The sequence below is a fragment of the Nonomuraea sp. NPDC050540 genome, assembly GCF_044457485.1.
In the GTDB taxonomy this organism is placed as follows: Bacteria; Actinomycetota; Actinomycetes; order Streptosporangiales; family Streptosporangiaceae; genus Nonomuraea.
Genome location: NZ_JBITHA010000007.1, coordinates 81,637 through 96,258 on the forward strand (window position 1 = coordinate 81,637; position 14,622 = coordinate 96,258).

General features: G+C 69.7%; 16 protein-coding genes. 7 read left to right on the forward strand and 9 right to left on the reverse strand.

What is annotated here, in order from left to right; translation table 11 throughout:
- Positions 1–3: 3 nt before the first annotated feature.
- Entirely contained in the window at positions 4–357 is a 354-nt protein-coding gene (locus ACIBI5_RS24715) for a VOC family protein (protein WP_397250486.1), read from the reverse strand.
- Positions 358–410: 53 nt separating this feature from the next.
- Between ACIBI5_RS24715 and ACIBI5_RS24720 the strand changes: the two genes are divergently transcribed.
- A complete protein-coding gene (locus ACIBI5_RS24720) occupies positions 411–911 on the forward strand; it encodes a TetR/AcrR family transcriptional regulator (RefSeq protein ID WP_397250488.1) in 501 nt (166 codons plus the stop codon).
- A gap of 196 nt (positions 912–1,107) precedes the next feature.
- On the opposite strand, the gene ACIBI5_RS24725 is transcribed toward ACIBI5_RS24720, so the two are convergent.
- Positions 1,108–1,731, reverse strand: coding sequence for a GntR family transcriptional regulator (locus ACIBI5_RS24725; RefSeq protein WP_397250490.1), 624 nt, complete (start codon positions 1,729–1,731; stop codon positions 1,108–1,110).
- An 89-nt stretch (positions 1,732–1,820) separates the two neighbouring features.
- Between ACIBI5_RS24725 and ACIBI5_RS24730 the strand changes: the two genes are divergently transcribed.
- Positions 1,821–3,008: a CaiB/BaiF CoA transferase family protein gene (locus ACIBI5_RS24730; RefSeq protein ID WP_397250492.1), complete on the forward strand. Its 1,188-nt coding sequence runs from the start codon at positions 1,821–1,823 to the stop codon at positions 3,006–3,008.
- The gene (locus tag ACIBI5_RS24735; protein ID WP_397250494.1) at positions 3,005–3,805 is read left to right on the forward strand and encodes an HpcH/HpaI aldolase/citrate lyase family protein; all 801 of its coding nucleotides are present in this window, start codon (positions 3,005–3,007) and stop codon (positions 3,803–3,805) included. Before ACIBI5_RS24730 ends, ACIBI5_RS24735 begins: the two co-directional genes overlap by 4 nt.
- Before the next feature lie 211 nt (positions 3,806–4,016).
- Here ACIBI5_RS24735 and ACIBI5_RS24740 read toward each other — a convergent pair whose 3' ends face one another.
- Positions 4,017–4,853 carry an MBL fold metallo-hydrolase gene (locus ACIBI5_RS24740; protein ID WP_397250496.1) on the reverse strand — a complete coding sequence of 279 codons (837 nt, stop codon included), beginning with the start codon at positions 4,851–4,853 and terminating at the stop codon, positions 4,017–4,019.
- A gap of 168 nt (positions 4,854–5,021) precedes the next feature.
- Between ACIBI5_RS24740 and ACIBI5_RS24745 the strand changes: the two genes are divergently transcribed.
- Positions 5,022–5,723 (forward strand): TetR/AcrR family transcriptional regulator, encoded by a 702-nt coding sequence (locus tag ACIBI5_RS24745; protein WP_397250498.1) that lies wholly within the window; start codon positions 5,022–5,024, stop codon positions 5,721–5,723.
- 356 nt (positions 5,724–6,079) lie between these two features.
- Here the strand turns inward: ACIBI5_RS24745 and ACIBI5_RS24750 are convergent, their stop codons facing one another.
- The 4 genes from ACIBI5_RS24750 to ACIBI5_RS24765 all read right to left on the reverse strand — a co-directional run bounded on the left by ACIBI5_RS24750 (position 6,080) and on the right by ACIBI5_RS24765 (position 9,220).
- Positions 6,080–6,667, reverse strand: a complete 588-nt coding sequence (locus ACIBI5_RS24750) for a plasmid pRiA4b ORF-3 family protein (protein ID WP_397250500.1) — start codon at positions 6,665–6,667, stop codon at positions 6,080–6,082.
- Positions 6,668–6,800: 133 nt separating this feature from the next.
- Positions 6,801–7,460 carry an alpha/beta hydrolase gene (locus tag ACIBI5_RS24755; RefSeq protein WP_397250502.1) on the reverse strand — a complete coding sequence of 220 codons (660 nt, stop codon included), beginning with the start codon at positions 7,458–7,460 and terminating at the stop codon, positions 6,801–6,803.
- Between the two features lie 57 nt (positions 7,461–7,517).
- Entirely contained in the window at positions 7,518–8,180 is a 663-nt protein-coding gene (locus ACIBI5_RS24760; protein ID WP_397250504.1) for a hypothetical protein, read from the reverse strand.
- 218 nt (positions 8,181–8,398) lie between these two features.
- On the reverse strand, positions 8,399–9,220 hold the full coding sequence (locus ACIBI5_RS24765; RefSeq protein ID WP_397250506.1) for a DUF6597 domain-containing transcriptional factor: 822 nt from the start codon (positions 9,218–9,220) through the stop codon (positions 8,399–8,401).
- Here ACIBI5_RS24765 and ACIBI5_RS24770 point away from each other — a divergent pair.
- Both ACIBI5_RS24770 and ACIBI5_RS24775 read left to right on the forward strand, forming a co-directional pair.
- Positions 9,219–9,764, forward strand: coding sequence for a TIGR03086 family metal-binding protein (locus ACIBI5_RS24770; protein ID WP_397250508.1), 546 nt, complete (start codon positions 9,219–9,221; stop codon positions 9,762–9,764). The genes ACIBI5_RS24765 and ACIBI5_RS24770 overlap by 2 nt on opposite strands.
- A 159-nt stretch (positions 9,765–9,923) precedes the next feature.
- Positions 9,924–11,423, forward strand: a complete 1,500-nt coding sequence (locus tag ACIBI5_RS24775) for a PhoX family protein (RefSeq protein WP_397250510.1) — start codon at positions 9,924–9,926, stop codon at positions 11,421–11,423.
- Between the two features lie 55 nt (positions 11,424–11,478).
- Here the strand turns inward: ACIBI5_RS24775 and ACIBI5_RS24780 are convergent, their stop codons facing one another.
- Positions 11,479–12,024: a CGNR zinc finger domain-containing protein gene (locus tag ACIBI5_RS24780; protein WP_397250512.1), complete on the reverse strand. Its 546-nt coding sequence runs from the start codon at positions 12,022–12,024 to the stop codon at positions 11,479–11,481.
- Positions 12,025–12,106: 82 nt separating this feature from the next.
- Here ACIBI5_RS24780 and ACIBI5_RS24785 point away from each other — a divergent pair, with 82 nt between their 5' ends.
- Positions 12,107–13,342 (forward strand): MFS transporter, encoded by a 1,236-nt coding sequence (locus tag ACIBI5_RS24785; RefSeq protein WP_397250514.1) that lies wholly within the window; start codon positions 12,107–12,109, stop codon positions 13,340–13,342.
- Between the two features lie 13 nt (positions 13,343–13,355).
- Here ACIBI5_RS24785 and ACIBI5_RS24790 read toward each other — a convergent pair whose 3' ends face one another.
- A complete protein-coding gene (locus ACIBI5_RS24790) occupies positions 13,356–14,552 on the reverse strand; it encodes a DUF418 domain-containing protein (protein WP_397250516.1) in 1,197 nt (398 codons plus the stop codon).
- Positions 14,553–14,622 lie beyond the last annotated feature (70 nt).

Genomic DNA, 14,622 nt, shown 5'->3' on the forward strand with positions numbered 1-14,622 from the left:
AGCCTACTGCGGTCCCGCCGTGCTCTGGTCGAACAGGTGGATCGGGTTACCCGAGGGGTCGAGGAACGCCGCGCTCTTGCCGTCGGGCAGCTCCTGGACCTCACCCACCCACTTCAGTCCGGGATGGGCGGCGATGTAGTCGTCGACGCTGTCGACCATGAACCCGCCGCCCCTCCCCCACTCCGGCCCGTCGGTGGGCGGGATGTCGAGCATCAGCTCGACCTCCGTGCCGGGCAGGTGGAACGCCACGGTCGTCTCGCCCTCCCGCCACGACTCATCGAGCCCCAGCACGTCGCGGTAGAACGCCACCGACTCCTGCAGGTCGGTCACCGGCTGATACAGGAAGATAAGCTTCATACGCCCGAACATAATCTGTTTACGTTATCCCGTCAATAAACTACGATGGCGTGGTGCGCCCCTCCATCCCGGTACCCGGATCAGCGAAGGCACGGCTCATCGAAGCCGGACTCCACCGCTTCGAACGCGACGGCTACGACGCCGTCAACGTCACCGACCTGGCCGCCAAGGCCGGCGTCACCACTGGCGCCCTCTACCACCACTTCGGCTCCAAGCTCGGCCTCTACGGCGTCATCCGCGACGACTTCGAACAACGCGTCATCGACCGCATGCACGGAGCAGCAGCCGCCGCCCCGGCCCCCATCCGCGCGGCCCTGCTGATCGCCTTCGACACCGCCGTCCACTTCGGCACCTGCCGCATCCTGGCCGAACAACCCCCCGAACCACGAAAAGACCCGATCACCGAACTCCTGCGCGACCTCCTGCAACCCCACCTGACCAGCGCCGCCCCCATCCTCGCCGCCGCCTGGCGCGCCGCCCTGCTCGAAGTAGCCGACGGCACCCCCGCCTCCACCGTCCGCCCCGCCCTCCACCTCATCCTCACCGACACATAACCCCTCCCCCGCCCCCGCAGGCCCGCCCCCCACCTGCCAGGCGCGGTGCGCTGCGCGTCACAGCGGTGGCTTCCGGGGCGGCGCAGCGCACGACCTGGAAAAAGCATGCGTACAGCATCGCGGCGAACGCCGCCCCGCCACATCAACCCACGGTCTGAACGCCACCAGCCCAGGGTCTGACACCGGAGAAACCCGGTCACGAAGCCCGGGACGCCCCCGCCTGCCGTACATGATCGATCATGATCTTCTCGGCCAGGTCCCCGTCGGCGGCCCGCAACGCCGCCAGAATGTGCTCGTGCGCGTCAAGGTTGGCCCGCGCCTGCACCGGATCCAGCCACAACGACGCCGCCGCCGGAACCGGCACGCTGTTGCGAATCGCCCGGGCGTGCTGCCCCAGGAAAGCCGGCCCCCCGATATCGGCGATCGACAGGTGAAACGCCCGCGACTTCTCCCCCAGCCCGGCCGGCGCACCGGCGGCCAGATCGGCGACCATCTCGGCGTGCAACGCGTACAGCCCCGCCAGATGCTCAGGAGTGATCCGGGCGGCGGCCAGCCGCGCGCCCAGCCCCTCCACCACCGCACGCACCCCGTAGAACTCCTCCAGCGCGTCCGCCCCCATGTCGATGACGGTCGCGCCGTGGTGCGGCTCGTAGCTGATCAGCCGGTCCTTCTCCAGACGGCGCAACGCCTCGCGCACGGGGGTGACCGAGACGCCCAGGCGCTCGGCCACCGCGGCGGCGCGCAGGGCGGTGCCCCCCGGGATACGCGCGCTGCGGATGTCGTCCAGCAGAACGCTGTAGACGTAATCAGCCTTACTCATCGGCGGCGTAGGCGGCATGTCCGTGATTGTTCCGTATTTCGGAGTCGCGCGGGTTGACGTATGACTTATTTCTTATAAGTTACAGCATCATGACCAGCCTGCCCGACCTTCGGGTGATCGATATGGCGACCCTGTTCGCCGGCCCCTCCGCCGCCATGATGCTCGGCGACTTCGGCGCCGACGTCATCAAAATCGAACACCCCCGGCGCGGCGACCCCTCACGCGGCCACGGCGCCGCCGTCGACGGCGTCGGCCTGTGGTGGAAGACCCTGTCACGCAACAAACGCAACGCCGCCATCGACCTGTCCCGCCCCGAAGGGCAGGAGATCATCCGGCAACTGGCCCACAACGCCGACGTCCTCATCGAGAACTTCCGCCCCGGCACCCTCGAACGCTGGGGACTCGACCCCCAGGACCTCCTGACCGCCAACCCCCGGCTCATCATCGCCCGCATGACCGGATTCGGGCAGTTCGGCCCCATGTCAAGCCAGCCCGGCTTCGGCACACTCGCCGAAGCCATGAGCGGCTTCGCCGCCATGACCGGCCAGCCCGACGGCCCGCCCACGCTCCCGCCGCTCGCCCTGGCCGACGGCATCGCGGGCCTGGCCATGTCGTACGCCGTCATGGTCGCCCTCCACAGCCGCGAACACACCGGCCGCGGCCAGATCGTCGACATGGCGATCATCGAACCCATCCTCGGCCTCCTCGGCCCCCAGATGAGCGCCTACAAAGCCCTCGGCGTGACACCCCGCCGCACCGGCAACCGCTCCAGCAGCAACGCCCCCCGCAACACCTACCGCACCCGCGACGGCCGCTGGCTCGCCATCTCCACCAGCGCCCAGCCCGTCGCCGAACGCGTGGTCACCCTCGTCGGCCGCCCCGACCTCGTCGCCGAACCCTGGTTCGCCAGCGGAGCCGGCCGCGTCCAGCACGTCGAAGAACTCGACGACGCCGTCGCCACCTGGATCGCCGCCCGCGACGCCGACGAGGTCATCGCCGCCTTCGAAGCCGCCCAGGCCGCCATCGCCCCCATCTACGAAATCTCCGACATCGCCGAAGACCCGCAATACGCCGCCCTCAACACCTTCGTCGACCTGCCCGACCCCGAACTCGGCACCGTCACCATGCAGAACGTCATGTTCCGCATGTCCGAGACCCCCGGCGAAATCCGCTGGCCCGGCCGCCCCCTCGGCCACGACACCGACACCATCCTCACCGAACTCCACTACACCCCAGAACAGATCGCCACCCTGCGCGACGCCGGAGTCATCGCATGACCGTCACCTGGCTCTACGTCCCCGGAGACCGCCCCGAACGCTTCGCCAAAGCCGCCGCCTCCGGCGCCGACGAAATCATCATCGACCTCGAAGACGCCGTCGCCCCCGACCACAAAGACCAGGCCCGCGCCAACGCCCTCGCCTACCTCCACACCAACCCCCGCGTCCCCACCCAGGTCCGCATCAACGACCTCACCACCCAGCGCGGCCGCGACGACCTCGCCGCCCTCACCGGCGCACCCGGCCTCACCGCCGTCCGCCTGCCCAAAGTCGAATCCACCGCAACCCTCGACACCCTCGACGTCCCCGCCTGCGCCCTGCTCGAGTCGGCCGCCGGCATCCTCAACGCCGCCGCCATCGCCGCCCACCCCCGCATCACCGCCGTCGCACTCGGCGAACAAGACCTGACCGCCGAACTCTCCCTCACCTCCCCGGCCGCCCTGGACCACCTGCGCCTGCAGGTCGTCCTCGCCGCCGCCGCCGCTGGCCTGCCCCCCGTCCCGATGTCGGTCCACCCCGACGTCCACGACGAACAAGGCCTCATCGCCTCCTGTACGGCAGGCCGCGCCCTCGGCATGTTCGGCCGCACCGCCATCCACCCCCGGCAAATCCCCGCGATCCGCCGGGCCTTCCGCCCCACCCCCGAAGAAACCGCCCGCGCCGCCGAAATCGTGCAAGCCGCCACAGCAACCGGCCAGGCCGCCTTCACCCTGCCCGACGGCCGCTTCGTCGACGCCCCCGTACTCGCCAAGGCCCGCCGCACCCTCGCCCTCGCCGACCGCCTCGCCGACTCCTGACCCTCACACCTCCCCAGAACCACGCGGCATGACAACCACCGCCGACCCGCACCCTCGGCGGCCACACCAGAGGTGATGACCAGCCCACCTCGGCCGTGAACCACCAGCCGGCACAAAGGCGGCCCGGCGCAGCGACCATGCCACCGATGACCAACGGCCGCGCGGGAGAGGAAGCGGGCCGGCGACCCCGCCGCGAGCGTGACGCCGATCGCTAGCCGGGCGTCCCGCCGCGCTCGTTTCTCCGGGCGAGGCTCTGGGCCTGCCCTGCGTGGATGTCGCTCACCCATTCCCAGCCGGGCTTGGCCGACGGGCCGATCCGCGGATCGCCCGGATCGCGGCCGTCACGCAGGGCATGCACGTACGCCCGGTCCAGATTGATCCGCGCACGTGCCTGACCGGCTCCGCCGACGGAACCGTGACCCGGGACGATCACCTCGGCCCCGTCCGCCACCTCCTCCAGCAGCCGCAGCCCGGCCAGGTACTCCTCGACCGGGTCATTGGCGCTGCCGAAGTCGTCGAGCATCGGAATGAAGACGTCAGAGAGCATGTCGCCCGCGACCAGAACCCCGGCCTCCTCGATGAACAGCGCCGCATGGCCAGGGGCATGAGCCGGATGCTCGATGATCCGGACGTGCGGGCCGTCCCAGGGAATCCGCGCCGTCTCGGCGGGCAGGGCGGTGATGAGGCCGTACAGGTCCAGCGGCACCTCCTCGGCGATCTCCGGCGGCAACCCCTCGGCGGCCCGCGCCTTCCAGTCCGCCTCCGACAACCGATCCCGCATGAAAGCCGCGCAACGGGCCGTGCCATAACGAGGCGCCTGACCGAGCTCGGCGTGCCAGAGCACGTGATCCCAATCAGGATGCGTCGCGAAGCCCGCCACCACAGGCCGGCCCATCTCGGACAGATCGTTCGCCAGACAGGCCATTTCGCCCCCCGTGAGCCCGGGGTCGACGAGCAACACGCCGTCCCGGCCGCGTACGACAACCGTGTTGTTCTGGAGCAACTCGCTCTGATGGACCAGCACACCCTCCGCGACCTGCCTCAGCATGAGCTCGCCTCCCCCCGCTCGATCGAGAGGAGCTGGCGCTGCTGTCCGGAGTTCTCAGGCATCGTGGATCCGTTCTCCCTGTCGACGGTCCAGCAAACAGTGTCCGCTGGATGCTGTGTATGCTAGACACAGATTAAGATCGGCAACAAGCATTCCTGGAGGATCAACTTGGACAGCACCGCCGAGCTGCTCTGGGGAATGCGACAACCACCGAACCGAGGCCCCAAGCCCACGTTCACCGTCGAAGAGATCGCCAGAGCCGCCATGGACATCGCCGACACCGACGGCCTCACCGCACTGTCCATGCAACGGGTCGCCACCCAGCTCGGCTTCACCAAAATGGCTCTCTACCGCTACGTCAGCGGAAAAGCCGAACTGACCGCCGTCATGATCGAAGAAGCCGTCGGCGACCCACCCGACCTCACCGCAACCCCAGGCGGCTGGCGCGGCAAACTCCAGCACTGGGCCCACCAACTCTGGACCACCTGGGACCGCCACCCCTGGCTACCCGGCGCCACCCTCGGCGAACGAGCCATGGGCCCGAAAGAAATCGCCTGGACCGAAGTCGCGGTCGCCGCCCTCGCCGAAACCGGGCTCAGCGGCAGCGAACAGATGGACGCGGTCCTCCTCCTCAGCGGCCACGTCCGCAACACCCGATCCACCACCTCGGCCGGCACCCAGCCCTGGACCACCCAACACCAGCCCAGCCCCACCCTCAACACCCTGCCCGCCCACGCCGCCGACCGCTTCCCCGCACTCACCGCCGCCATCGCATCCGCCGAAAACCCGACCCCCGACAGAAGCCGCCAATTCGGCCTCCAACGCCTCCTCGACGGTCTCGACGTCCTCATCACCCAACGCACACACTGACCCGGCGAGACGCGGCAATCCACGGAAGACCAGAACGCGTGCCCCAGTCCGCCCCCGGTCGCCACCTGACCCCGCGTCAGCCAACTCCCGCGATCAGGTGGGCGCCTGCACCAACAAGATCGAGACGGACGACGGTCCACGCCCGCTCGCATCCCGCCAACACGGGCCCGAGAGGCATCACCTCGTACGCCATCTGCGAACGTCCGGACCTCGCCCGAGCTGCCGACCCTGATCGGCCACCCACGCGACAAGGCTCGGCATGGGCACCTCCCGAGCCGCGGCACTGAGGTGAAACGACAGGCCGGAGCCGCCCCGCGTCGATCATGCGAAGGTGCATACTGACTGGCAGCGCAGCGTCAGTTCTTGATGAGAACGGTCGCCAGACCGGACAGCGCGGTGTTCGCCCGAGCCACGTCGAAGGCCGTGGGGTTGAACTCGTCAGCTGAGTCGAGGCCGAGCCATTCCAGGCGATCCTCGTGCTCCTCGTGGTGGGGGTCGGCAAGAATCTCCAGGAGATGGTCGTAGCCCCAGACGCCGCCGCAGTCTTCAGGCGGGCAGGCTCCCCGGCCGTCGAGGCAGCGTGGATAGGCGATGCCGGACCCCGCCGCAGTGACGGCCTCGACGAGGATGGTGTGTTCCCAGTCATCGCCGAAGTCGTAGGTGTAACTGAGACGGTCTTGCCCTGCGGGAGCCACCTGGTCGAGTCGTCGGGCAGCGGCGCCGGCGATCTGCAGTTCGCGGTCGGCGACGCCGTAGCGTCCCAGCGAGCTGTCGAAGACCCACAGGTGACCGTCCTCCCAGCCGAATGCCGCTTGGAGAACAGTGTGCAGCGCGCGCAGCGTGATCGTGGACGCAACCTCCAGACGCCGCCAGATCGGCGGCCGTGACCCGACCAGCGTGACCTTGATCCGGTGAATGGTAGGGGCGGTGCGTCGGGCAACCATGACGGTATCTTGCCGTACCCGCGCTGAGCACGCTCCCCACCACGAGAATGATCAACGTGGCCGAGGAGCACGAAGGCATCGGGCAGCGGGTGAATCCCGGCGCGTTGGAACCATGAGGTTCAGCCGGGCTGCCTCACGGCCCGAACGCCCATGCCACCATCAACGGCAACTCCTCCCGCCAGAAAGCACCGCCGTGCGACCCGGCCCGCTCCGTCATGACGACCTCCGCACCCGCATCGCGCAGCGCGACCACCCACCGGGTCGCGTTCTCCAGGAAGAACGGCTCCTGCGTGCCGGCGACGAGGTACGTACGCGGAATCGAACCCGGCATCACGCCAGGCGGCCGGAACCCCGCGCCCGGCGAGGCGCAGAAGACCACACCAAAGACGTCCGGATGCCGAAGCCCCATCGCGAGCGCCAGCTCCCCACCCGCCGAAACACCGAACACCGCGGTGCGCTCGGCGGCGAGCACGACACCGAACCGCGACCGCACCCACCGGCGAACGTCCACGACGAAGAACCGCTCATGCGCCGCGAACCGTTCCTGATCGAAGCCCGGTGAGTACTCATGGAGCCGAAGCGTCTCATCGCCCGCGCGGTGCACACCGACGATCATCGTGGACGGCGCGCCGGCCGCCTCAAGGACTCCGCCCCACCGCGAGATCAACTGACCGTCGCCGGCGAACACGACCGCCTCGGGCGGATCCGGCGGGACGTACACCGTGACCTGCCTGCCACCGTCATAATCGAACGTCTCGGTGACGACCTCGCCCGCCGCTGCCTGGTCATGCATGTCGAATCCCGATCTTCAGATCTCGACCCCGCGCCTCCCCGCCAGTCGGTGGCCAACTCACAGAGGAGTGTCAGCGAGCTTCCTCGCCATCTTCCTCGCCTCGAGTCCTCCATATTCGACCGGCCGCCACTTCGGAGGATCGCCCGGGATGTCACCGCTGCTCGGAAGCGTGTAGATCGCCACGGTCCTGCCTTGTCGCACGACGGTGGCCGCATCTATGGAGGCGACCTTGAACATATGCACCATGAACGCCTCATCCCCGATGGGTGTGGCCTTGACCCGGTAGGTGAAGTGGTTGCGGTTCCGCTTGGCACACCGGCGCAGATCCGAGCGTAGGCTCCGCACAGCCGCGCGTGCAGCGATCTCATCGCGGTAGACGATCACCTGTTCGGAGTAGTCGCCGTCCCACTCAACCGAACGCCCCGTGATGGTACGTGCGGACCGGCGACTCGTGTCGGTCTGCTTTCCTGTGGCACAAGGATCGATCAGCAATAGCTCTTCCAGGCGGTCACTGGCCCTCCATTGCATGCGTGTGCGAACGACCTTCTTCTCCAGCCTCTTCCTCGCCGCCTCGCTCTCATACAGCAGGAAACCCCGGGGGATGGCCCTCTCCATGCTCGCTGTAGCCAGAGTCCGGTACTCGGTAGGTGCGGGCGTGGCCAAACCGATCACGCTCATTAAGGCGATCGCTGCGGACGGCAGCGCCACGGCCTTGCGCATCAGACCGGGCCATACCTGGCATCCCTGACGGGTATCCACTGAGACTCCTCCTGACGGTGGCATCAATCGGTAGGTTGAGATGCGCAGGTCACCTGATTGGTTCACTACGTGACACTTGGCGGTCACCCAGAAGCCCAAGGCCGCGCCTCGCCCTCGTTGTTTGTTCGTTGGTATAGCCGAAAAATCGCTTACTCAGCCGATCGCCTTTACAATGTAGATCAAGATCTGCGGCGAGCGTAGGCCGCCGGAGTCATGCCGACCGCCGCCGTGAAGTCGCGGGTCAGGTGGGCCTGGTCGGTGTAGCCGAGCTCGGCCGCCAGCGTGGCCAGGTCGAGGCCCTGGTAGATCCGCTCCGCCGCCTCGTGCAGCCGGAACCGGCGGATCACCCACTTCGGGCCGATCCCCACATAGTCCCGGAACAGCCGCTGCAACGAGCGCATCGACCGGCCCGACCGGGCGACCAGCTGCTCCACCCTGACCATCGGCACCTCGGCCTCCGCCAGGGCCACCAGCGCCGCCGCCTCCTCCGCCAGCGGATCCTCGCGCGGGTCCAGGCCCAGCAGGAACGTCTCGACCCGCGCGATCGCCGCCCGCGCCTCGGGTTCGGCCAGGACCCGCTCGGCCATGGCCGCGCCCGCCTCGCCGTACATGTCGCCGATCTCCACGAAACGGCCGGTCAGCTCGGAGACGGGGCCGCCGAGGAACGTGCGGAAGCCGCCGGGACGGAATCGCACGCCGAGCACGCGCCCGCTTCCGCGCATCGTGTAGGAGAAACCGCCCTTGATCACTCCCGCGATCCGGCGGTGGTCCGGGGCGATGTTCAGGTTCACGGTGGGATGGGAGACGATGCGCTGCACGTACGGCTCGGCCAGATCCGTCCAGGTGACGACCCAGAAGTGGTCCACGAACGCCGCGAGGCCGGGCGGCGGCGCCTGCCGGGTGAAGTCGAAGGCCGCGAGCCCTGCATAAGGGTCTACCCAGCCACGCTGTCGCGTTTCTACAAGCCGCGCCTGTGACGGCCGGGGCATCATCGCTGCCATGGACCACATGATGCCGCTGATGACACGTGCCGCCGAACGCACCGCCGACGTGGTGCGCGGCGTACGGCAGGAGCAGTTCGCCGCACCCACGCCCTGCGCGAAGTTCGACGTCGAAGCCCTGATCGCCCACCTGGAGTGGGTCGCCGAGCTGTTCGAGTCGCTGGGCGCCAAGGGGCCGTCCGTCGAACAGAGCCCCTACACCGGCGACTTCCCCGAGCGGGCCGGGCGCACGCTGGCCGTCTGGTCGCGGCCCGAGGCGTGGGAGGGGGACAGCGCCGCCCTGGGCCTGCCGATGTCCGTGCTGGGGCACATGTTCCTCGTGGACATGGTCGTCCACGGCTGGGACCTGGCCAAGGCCACCGGGCAGCCGTACGAGCCGGACCCGGAGACCGTGACGCTGTCGGTGGACTTCACCCTTCAGATGGTGGAGATGGGCAGGCAGCGCGGCGCCTTCGGTCCGCCGGTGACGGTGCCGGACGACGCGCCGGCCTTCGACCGCCTGCTCGGCGTCATCGGCCGGGATCCGGCCTGGACGGCGACGTGAACACGGCCGTCGCTCGCCACCATGTCAGAGCCTGACGATGGTTCGCACGCGCATGGAGAAGAGCTCACCAACTGACAAATAGGCCCTCTCAGGGATGATCAGCGCGCTTAGGCTTCAAAAGCCTTTGTTCATCGTGTGTTCACACAAGGAGAGGCACACATGACCGCGCTTGATCGACGATCCTTCCTGGGCCGCAGCCTCGCCACCGCCGGTGGCGTCCTGGCCAGCGGTGTCGCCATCGAGACCTTGGCAGCCCACGCGTCCTGGGCCGACGCCGGACGCCCGACCGGTGACCCGGGCAAGGCGGGGTACGGCCCGCTGCGCCGTACCCCTTCCAAGAACACCGGCGAAGAGCTCCTCGCCCTGCCCGCGGGCTTCTCCTACATCGTGCTCGGCCAGACCGGGACCCCCATGACCGACGGGGTCGCGACCCCGATCGCCCACGACGGCATGGCCGCCTTCCCCGGCAGGCGACGCCACACCGTCCGGCTGATCCGCAACCACGAGGTCCGCACGACTCCAGGATCACCGACGGGCCGGGTGCACGTGCCCGGGTCCCGGAGTTACGACGAGCTCGGCGTCGGCGGCACCACCACGCTGGAGGTGGATCTGCGCAGCGGCGAGGTGCTGGAGCACTTCGTCAGCTTCAGCGGCTCGATCGTCAACTGCGCCGGCGGCCGGATGCTCCACAACCGCGGCTGGCTGACCTGTGAAGAGACCACCTCCGGCCTGGCCCAGGGCTGGCAGCGCAAGCACGGCTACATCTTCGAGGTGCCGCTGAACGGGCCCAGGCCGGGCAGACCCGCTCCGTCGATGCCGCTCACCGCGATGGGCCGCTTCTCCCACGAAGCCGTCGCGGTCGACCCGCGGACCGGCTACGTCTACGAGACCGAGGACGACTCCGGCAAGCCCGACGGCTTCTACCGCTTCCGGCCCGACGACCCGCGCGATCTGGCCGCGGGCGGCGTGCTGGAGATGCTCAAGGTCAAGGGCGCCGGCAACTACGACTGCCGCGAGGGCCAGACGATGGGCGGCCGCCTGCCGGTGGAGTGGGTCAGAATCGACGACCCTGACCCGGATCTCGAGAACGGCGCCCCGACCTGCACCCAGCAAGGCCTGGCCAAGGGAGGCGCGAAGTTCAACCGGCTCGAAGGCTGCTGGTACGGCGACGGCGCCATCTTCTTCAGCTCCACCAGCGGCGGCGACGCGAAGAACGGCGACGCCCCCAACGCCGACGGCTACCGCGAGGGCTACGGCCAGGTCTGGCAGCTCATCCCCGGGCGCCATCGCCGCGCCGACACGCTGGTGCTCGTCTACGAATCGCCCGGACGCAAGGAACTCGACTCCCCCGACAACCTCACCTTCACCCCGCGCGGCGGCATCGTCCTGTGCGAGGACGACGCCTCCTCCGCCGACGCCGACCCGCACCCGCTGGCCCCGGGCCTGGACAACGTCAACCGGCTGATCGGCCTGGATCCACGGGGCGGGCAGCCGTTCGAGTTCGCGGTGAACATCATCAACGACAGCGAGTTCGCCGGAGCCTGTTTCAGCCCCGACGGCTCGGTGCTGTTCGTCAACTGTCTCGGCCACACCGCAGCGCTCGACCCTCCCGGGCGCACGTACGCCATCCGCGGGCCGTGGTCACGCGGGCCGCTGTAGGTCACGGCCGGCGACTCGGCGGGTCCCGCTGACGGAGGGCGCGCGATCCCTCCCCTCAGGTGCGGCGACGGCTGCGATAGGCGGCGGTCTTGGCGCGAGCCGTACACGCGGCGCCGCAGTAACGGCGCGATCCGTTCCGGGTCAGGTCGATGTAGGCCGCCTCGCACTGGTGTGCCGCGCATTGCCCGAACCGGTCGGGGCCGTAGCCGTCCACGATGAGGGCCAGAGCCGTGGCGAACTCGCCACCCAGAGCCTCCACCGGGGTGTCTCCGGAACCGTGGAAGTGCAGGTGGAAGGGCTGGCCGACGTCATCCACCAGGTACGGCCGCGCGCCGTACCGGCTGATCAGGGCGTTGATGCGGGCGGCCTGGTCAGCCGGGGTCGTGGCCAGCAGGGCGTCGCGCAGATCGGCGGCGAGCCCCGCCAGGCGCCGCCCGGCGTCCGGGACGGCGCTGACGGCGGCGGCCACGCGGTCACCGAGCGCGCCGGCGAACGCCGTCGTCAGCGCTTCACCCGTCAGCGGCACCACCGAGGCGCCACCGCGCCAGTGGGCGGTGCCCAGGTTGACCAGCTCCGCGATCAGCGGAGCCTGCCGGGTCACGTTACAGGCTATTTGCACTTGACCAGTAACCCCTCGTTCCGATGTCATGGGCGTAGCTTTGTTAGATGGTAACGGAGGTCCCGTGCTCACGCCCTACCGCCGCCTGCTCGCCTGCCCGGGTGTCCCCCGGCTCCTCGTCGCCGGGCTCGTCGTCAAGCTGGGCACACCCGTGCTCAGCCTGGCCCTGCTGCTGTCCGCCGTCGACAGGCTCGGCTCGTACGCCGTCGCCGGGCTCGTCCTCACCGGCCACGCGCTGGCCCTGGCTCTGTGCGCGCCGCTCGGCGGCCGGATGGCCGACCGTTACGGCCCGCGTCCCGCTCTGACCGGCTACCTGGCCGCCCACACGGCGGCCTACGCCCTGCTCCTGTTCGCCCCGCCGGTCCTGATGATCGGCGCCGCGGTGCTGCTCGGCGCCACCACTCCCCCCGTCGGTTCGGTCATCCGGGGCGCTTGGCCCCGCCTGGTCCCCGAGGCTTCCCTGCACGCCGCGTACGCACTCGACAACGCCGTCAACGAGCTGATGTTCATCGCCGGCCCGTTGCTCGTGCCGGTGCTGACGATGGCGATCTCGGCCCACAGCGTGGTCGCCGCCGCCGGGGGCGCGGTCCTGCTCGGCACCGCGCTGCTCCTGACCTCATCCTCGGTACGCCAGGCCGAACGGGTCACGCCGGGCCGGTTCCTGCTGGCCGGGCCACTCACCCACCGGCCCACACTCCTGCTGCTGACCATCGCCGCGTGTGGCACGTTCACCTTCGGCTGCCTGCGCATCGCCGCGGTCGCCGCGGCGGGCACTTCGGGCTCGGCCGCCTTGGCCGGGATCCTGATGGGGCTGCTGTCGGCCGGAGCCTTGCTCGGCACCCTCGGGTACGGCGCGCGGGCTTGGCCGATCGCCCCCGGCCGCCTGCTCGTCCTGTTCTCCCTCGGCGAGGCCCTCATCCTGGTCGCGGCGGCCTGGCTGCCCGGTTTCGCGGTCCTCGCCGTGCTGATCACGCTCGTCGGGCTGGCGACCGGGCCACGTGACGCCGTCGTACCGGCGTTGCTCGCCGACCACGCGCCCGCTCGCTACCGCACCGAGGTGTTCGCCTGGCTCAACACCTTCATGTGGGCCGGCTACGGACTGGGCACAGCGGCGGCCGGCCAGCTCACCGGCACCGGCGAGACCGGTGCCGGCGCCTTCGTCACGGCGGCCGCAGGTGCGGTCGTGGCCGCGCTGGCCGGCGGGTTCGTCTCCCGGTTGCGGAGGTCCGCCACGACGGCCGGGGACGCCGATCACGCGACCGGGGCCGAGGCGGCGATGAAGAAGCCGCCGACGGAGTAGGCCTACCCGGAGATCATGTTCTGGGGGCGGCGAGCCGGCGCAGTACGATCTCGGCTGGTCCTGGAAGCCCGCGCCGCTCCAGCGCCCACGCTCCCGCCGCCGTGATCAGCCACACGCCTACGGCATAGCCGGCCATGGCGGCACTGTGCAGGTGGGCGCCGAGGCCGAGCCCCCATGCGGCGAGCACGGGAGCGCAGAGGAGCGACTGGGTGAGGTAGGCGGACAGCGATCGCCTCCCCACGGCTGTGACGACCGTGGCGACCAGCCCGGGGTTCCGCCCGGCGATCCGCCACCCGAGCAGGCCGAAGAGCGCCGCGTACCCGAGCCCGGCGGGGAGCCCCGTGGTCATCTGGGTGACCTCGAAGACGAACATGGACTCTGGCGGGACCGTCAGCCATCCCATGACCGCCGCGGTATGGGGCAGTCCGCCCAGCAGGCCCGTCGCCACGCCGATGACCGCGACCCGCCGGAGCAGCGGAAGGCGTCGGCCCGGCTCTTCCAGAATCCGCAGCCGGGCGGCCCAGAAGCCGAGCACGATGGCGATGGGCAGGGCGAGGGCGAAGAGCCCCTGCCCGAGGGTGACGATCGGCCAGAAGGCGAGACGGTCCGCCACGGCGGCGAACAGGTCGCTCTGACCGGCTGGGGCGGCGCCGAGGGGCAGGTACGCGAGGGTCTCAGCCGCCACGGGTACGGCGGCGGCCGCGATGGCGGCGACGGTCGCCAGCACCAGCACCGCGCCGCCGATCACCGACCAGGTCAGAAGCGTCCGGTCGGCGCGGTGGAGGAAGAGCCTGGCGAGAAGGATGCCCGCCAGGCCGTACGCGCCCAGGATGTCGCCCTGCCACAGCAACGCGGCGTGGGCGAACCCGAACACCAGGAGCCACAAGCCGCGGCGCCGCAAATGGGCCAGCACACTCGGCCGATCCTGCCCGGCCTCCCGCTGACGGTTCAGGAGTTGCACCATGCCGTAGCCGAAGAGGAAGGCGAACATCGGGTAGACGCGGAAATCCACCGCGACGATGCTCGCCACCTGGACACTCCGATCCAGCGCCGAGCCGCCCGGCGGATGGATGGTGCTGGGGCGCAGTTGCCTGCCCCACAGGTACCAGGGGGTGTTGGCGATGGCGATGAGCAGGAGCATGGCTCCTCTGGCGAGGTCGGGAGCCGGCACGCGCGCGTACTGCCGGACCGGCGGGCTGGTGGGCGTCAACGGCCTTCTCCCCCATCGTCATTCTTGTAGTCTGACTACAAGAATGTTTTTGTAGTGACGCTACAGTCAA

Bases quoted from the DNA above. Each gene is read 5' to 3' on its own strand.
- ACIBI5_RS24715 (WP_397250486.1), bottom strand. From the start codon at position 357: ATGAAGCTTATCTTCCTGTATCAGCCGGTGACCGACCTGCAGGAGTCG.
- ACIBI5_RS24725 (WP_397250490.1), bottom strand. From the start codon at position 1,731: ATGAGTAAGGCTGATTACGTCTACAGCGTTCTGCTGGACGACATCCGC.
- ACIBI5_RS24730 (WP_397250492.1), top strand. From the start codon at position 1,821: ATGACCAGCCTGCCCGACCTTCGGGTGATCGATATGGCGACCCTGTTC.
- ACIBI5_RS24735 (WP_397250494.1), top strand. From the start codon at position 3,005: ATGACCGTCACCTGGCTCTACGTCCCCGGAGACCGCCCCGAACGCTTC.
- ACIBI5_RS24740 (WP_397250496.1), bottom strand. From the start codon at position 4,853: ATGCTGAGGCAGGTCGCGGAGGGTGTGCTGGTCCATCAGAGCGAGTTG.
- ACIBI5_RS24750 (WP_397250500.1), bottom strand. From the start codon at position 6,667: ATGGTTGCCCGACGCACCGCCCCTACCATTCACCGGATCAAGGTCACG.
- ACIBI5_RS24755 (WP_397250502.1), bottom strand. From the start codon at position 7,460: ATGCATGACCAGGCAGCGGCGGGCGAGGTCGTCACCGAGACGTTCGAT.
- ACIBI5_RS24760 (WP_397250504.1), bottom strand. From the start codon at position 8,180: ATGCGCAAGGCCGTGGCGCTGCCGTCCGCAGCGATCGCCTTAATGAGC.
- ACIBI5_RS24770 (WP_397250508.1), top strand. From the start codon at position 9,219: ATGGACCACATGATGCCGCTGATGACACGTGCCGCCGAACGCACCGCC.
- ACIBI5_RS24765 (WP_397250506.1), bottom strand. From the start codon at position 9,220: ATGGCAGCGATGATGCCCCGGCCGTCACAGGCGCGGCTTGTAGAAACG.
- ACIBI5_RS24775 (WP_397250510.1), top strand. From the start codon at position 9,924: ATGACCGCGCTTGATCGACGATCCTTCCTGGGCCGCAGCCTCGCCACC.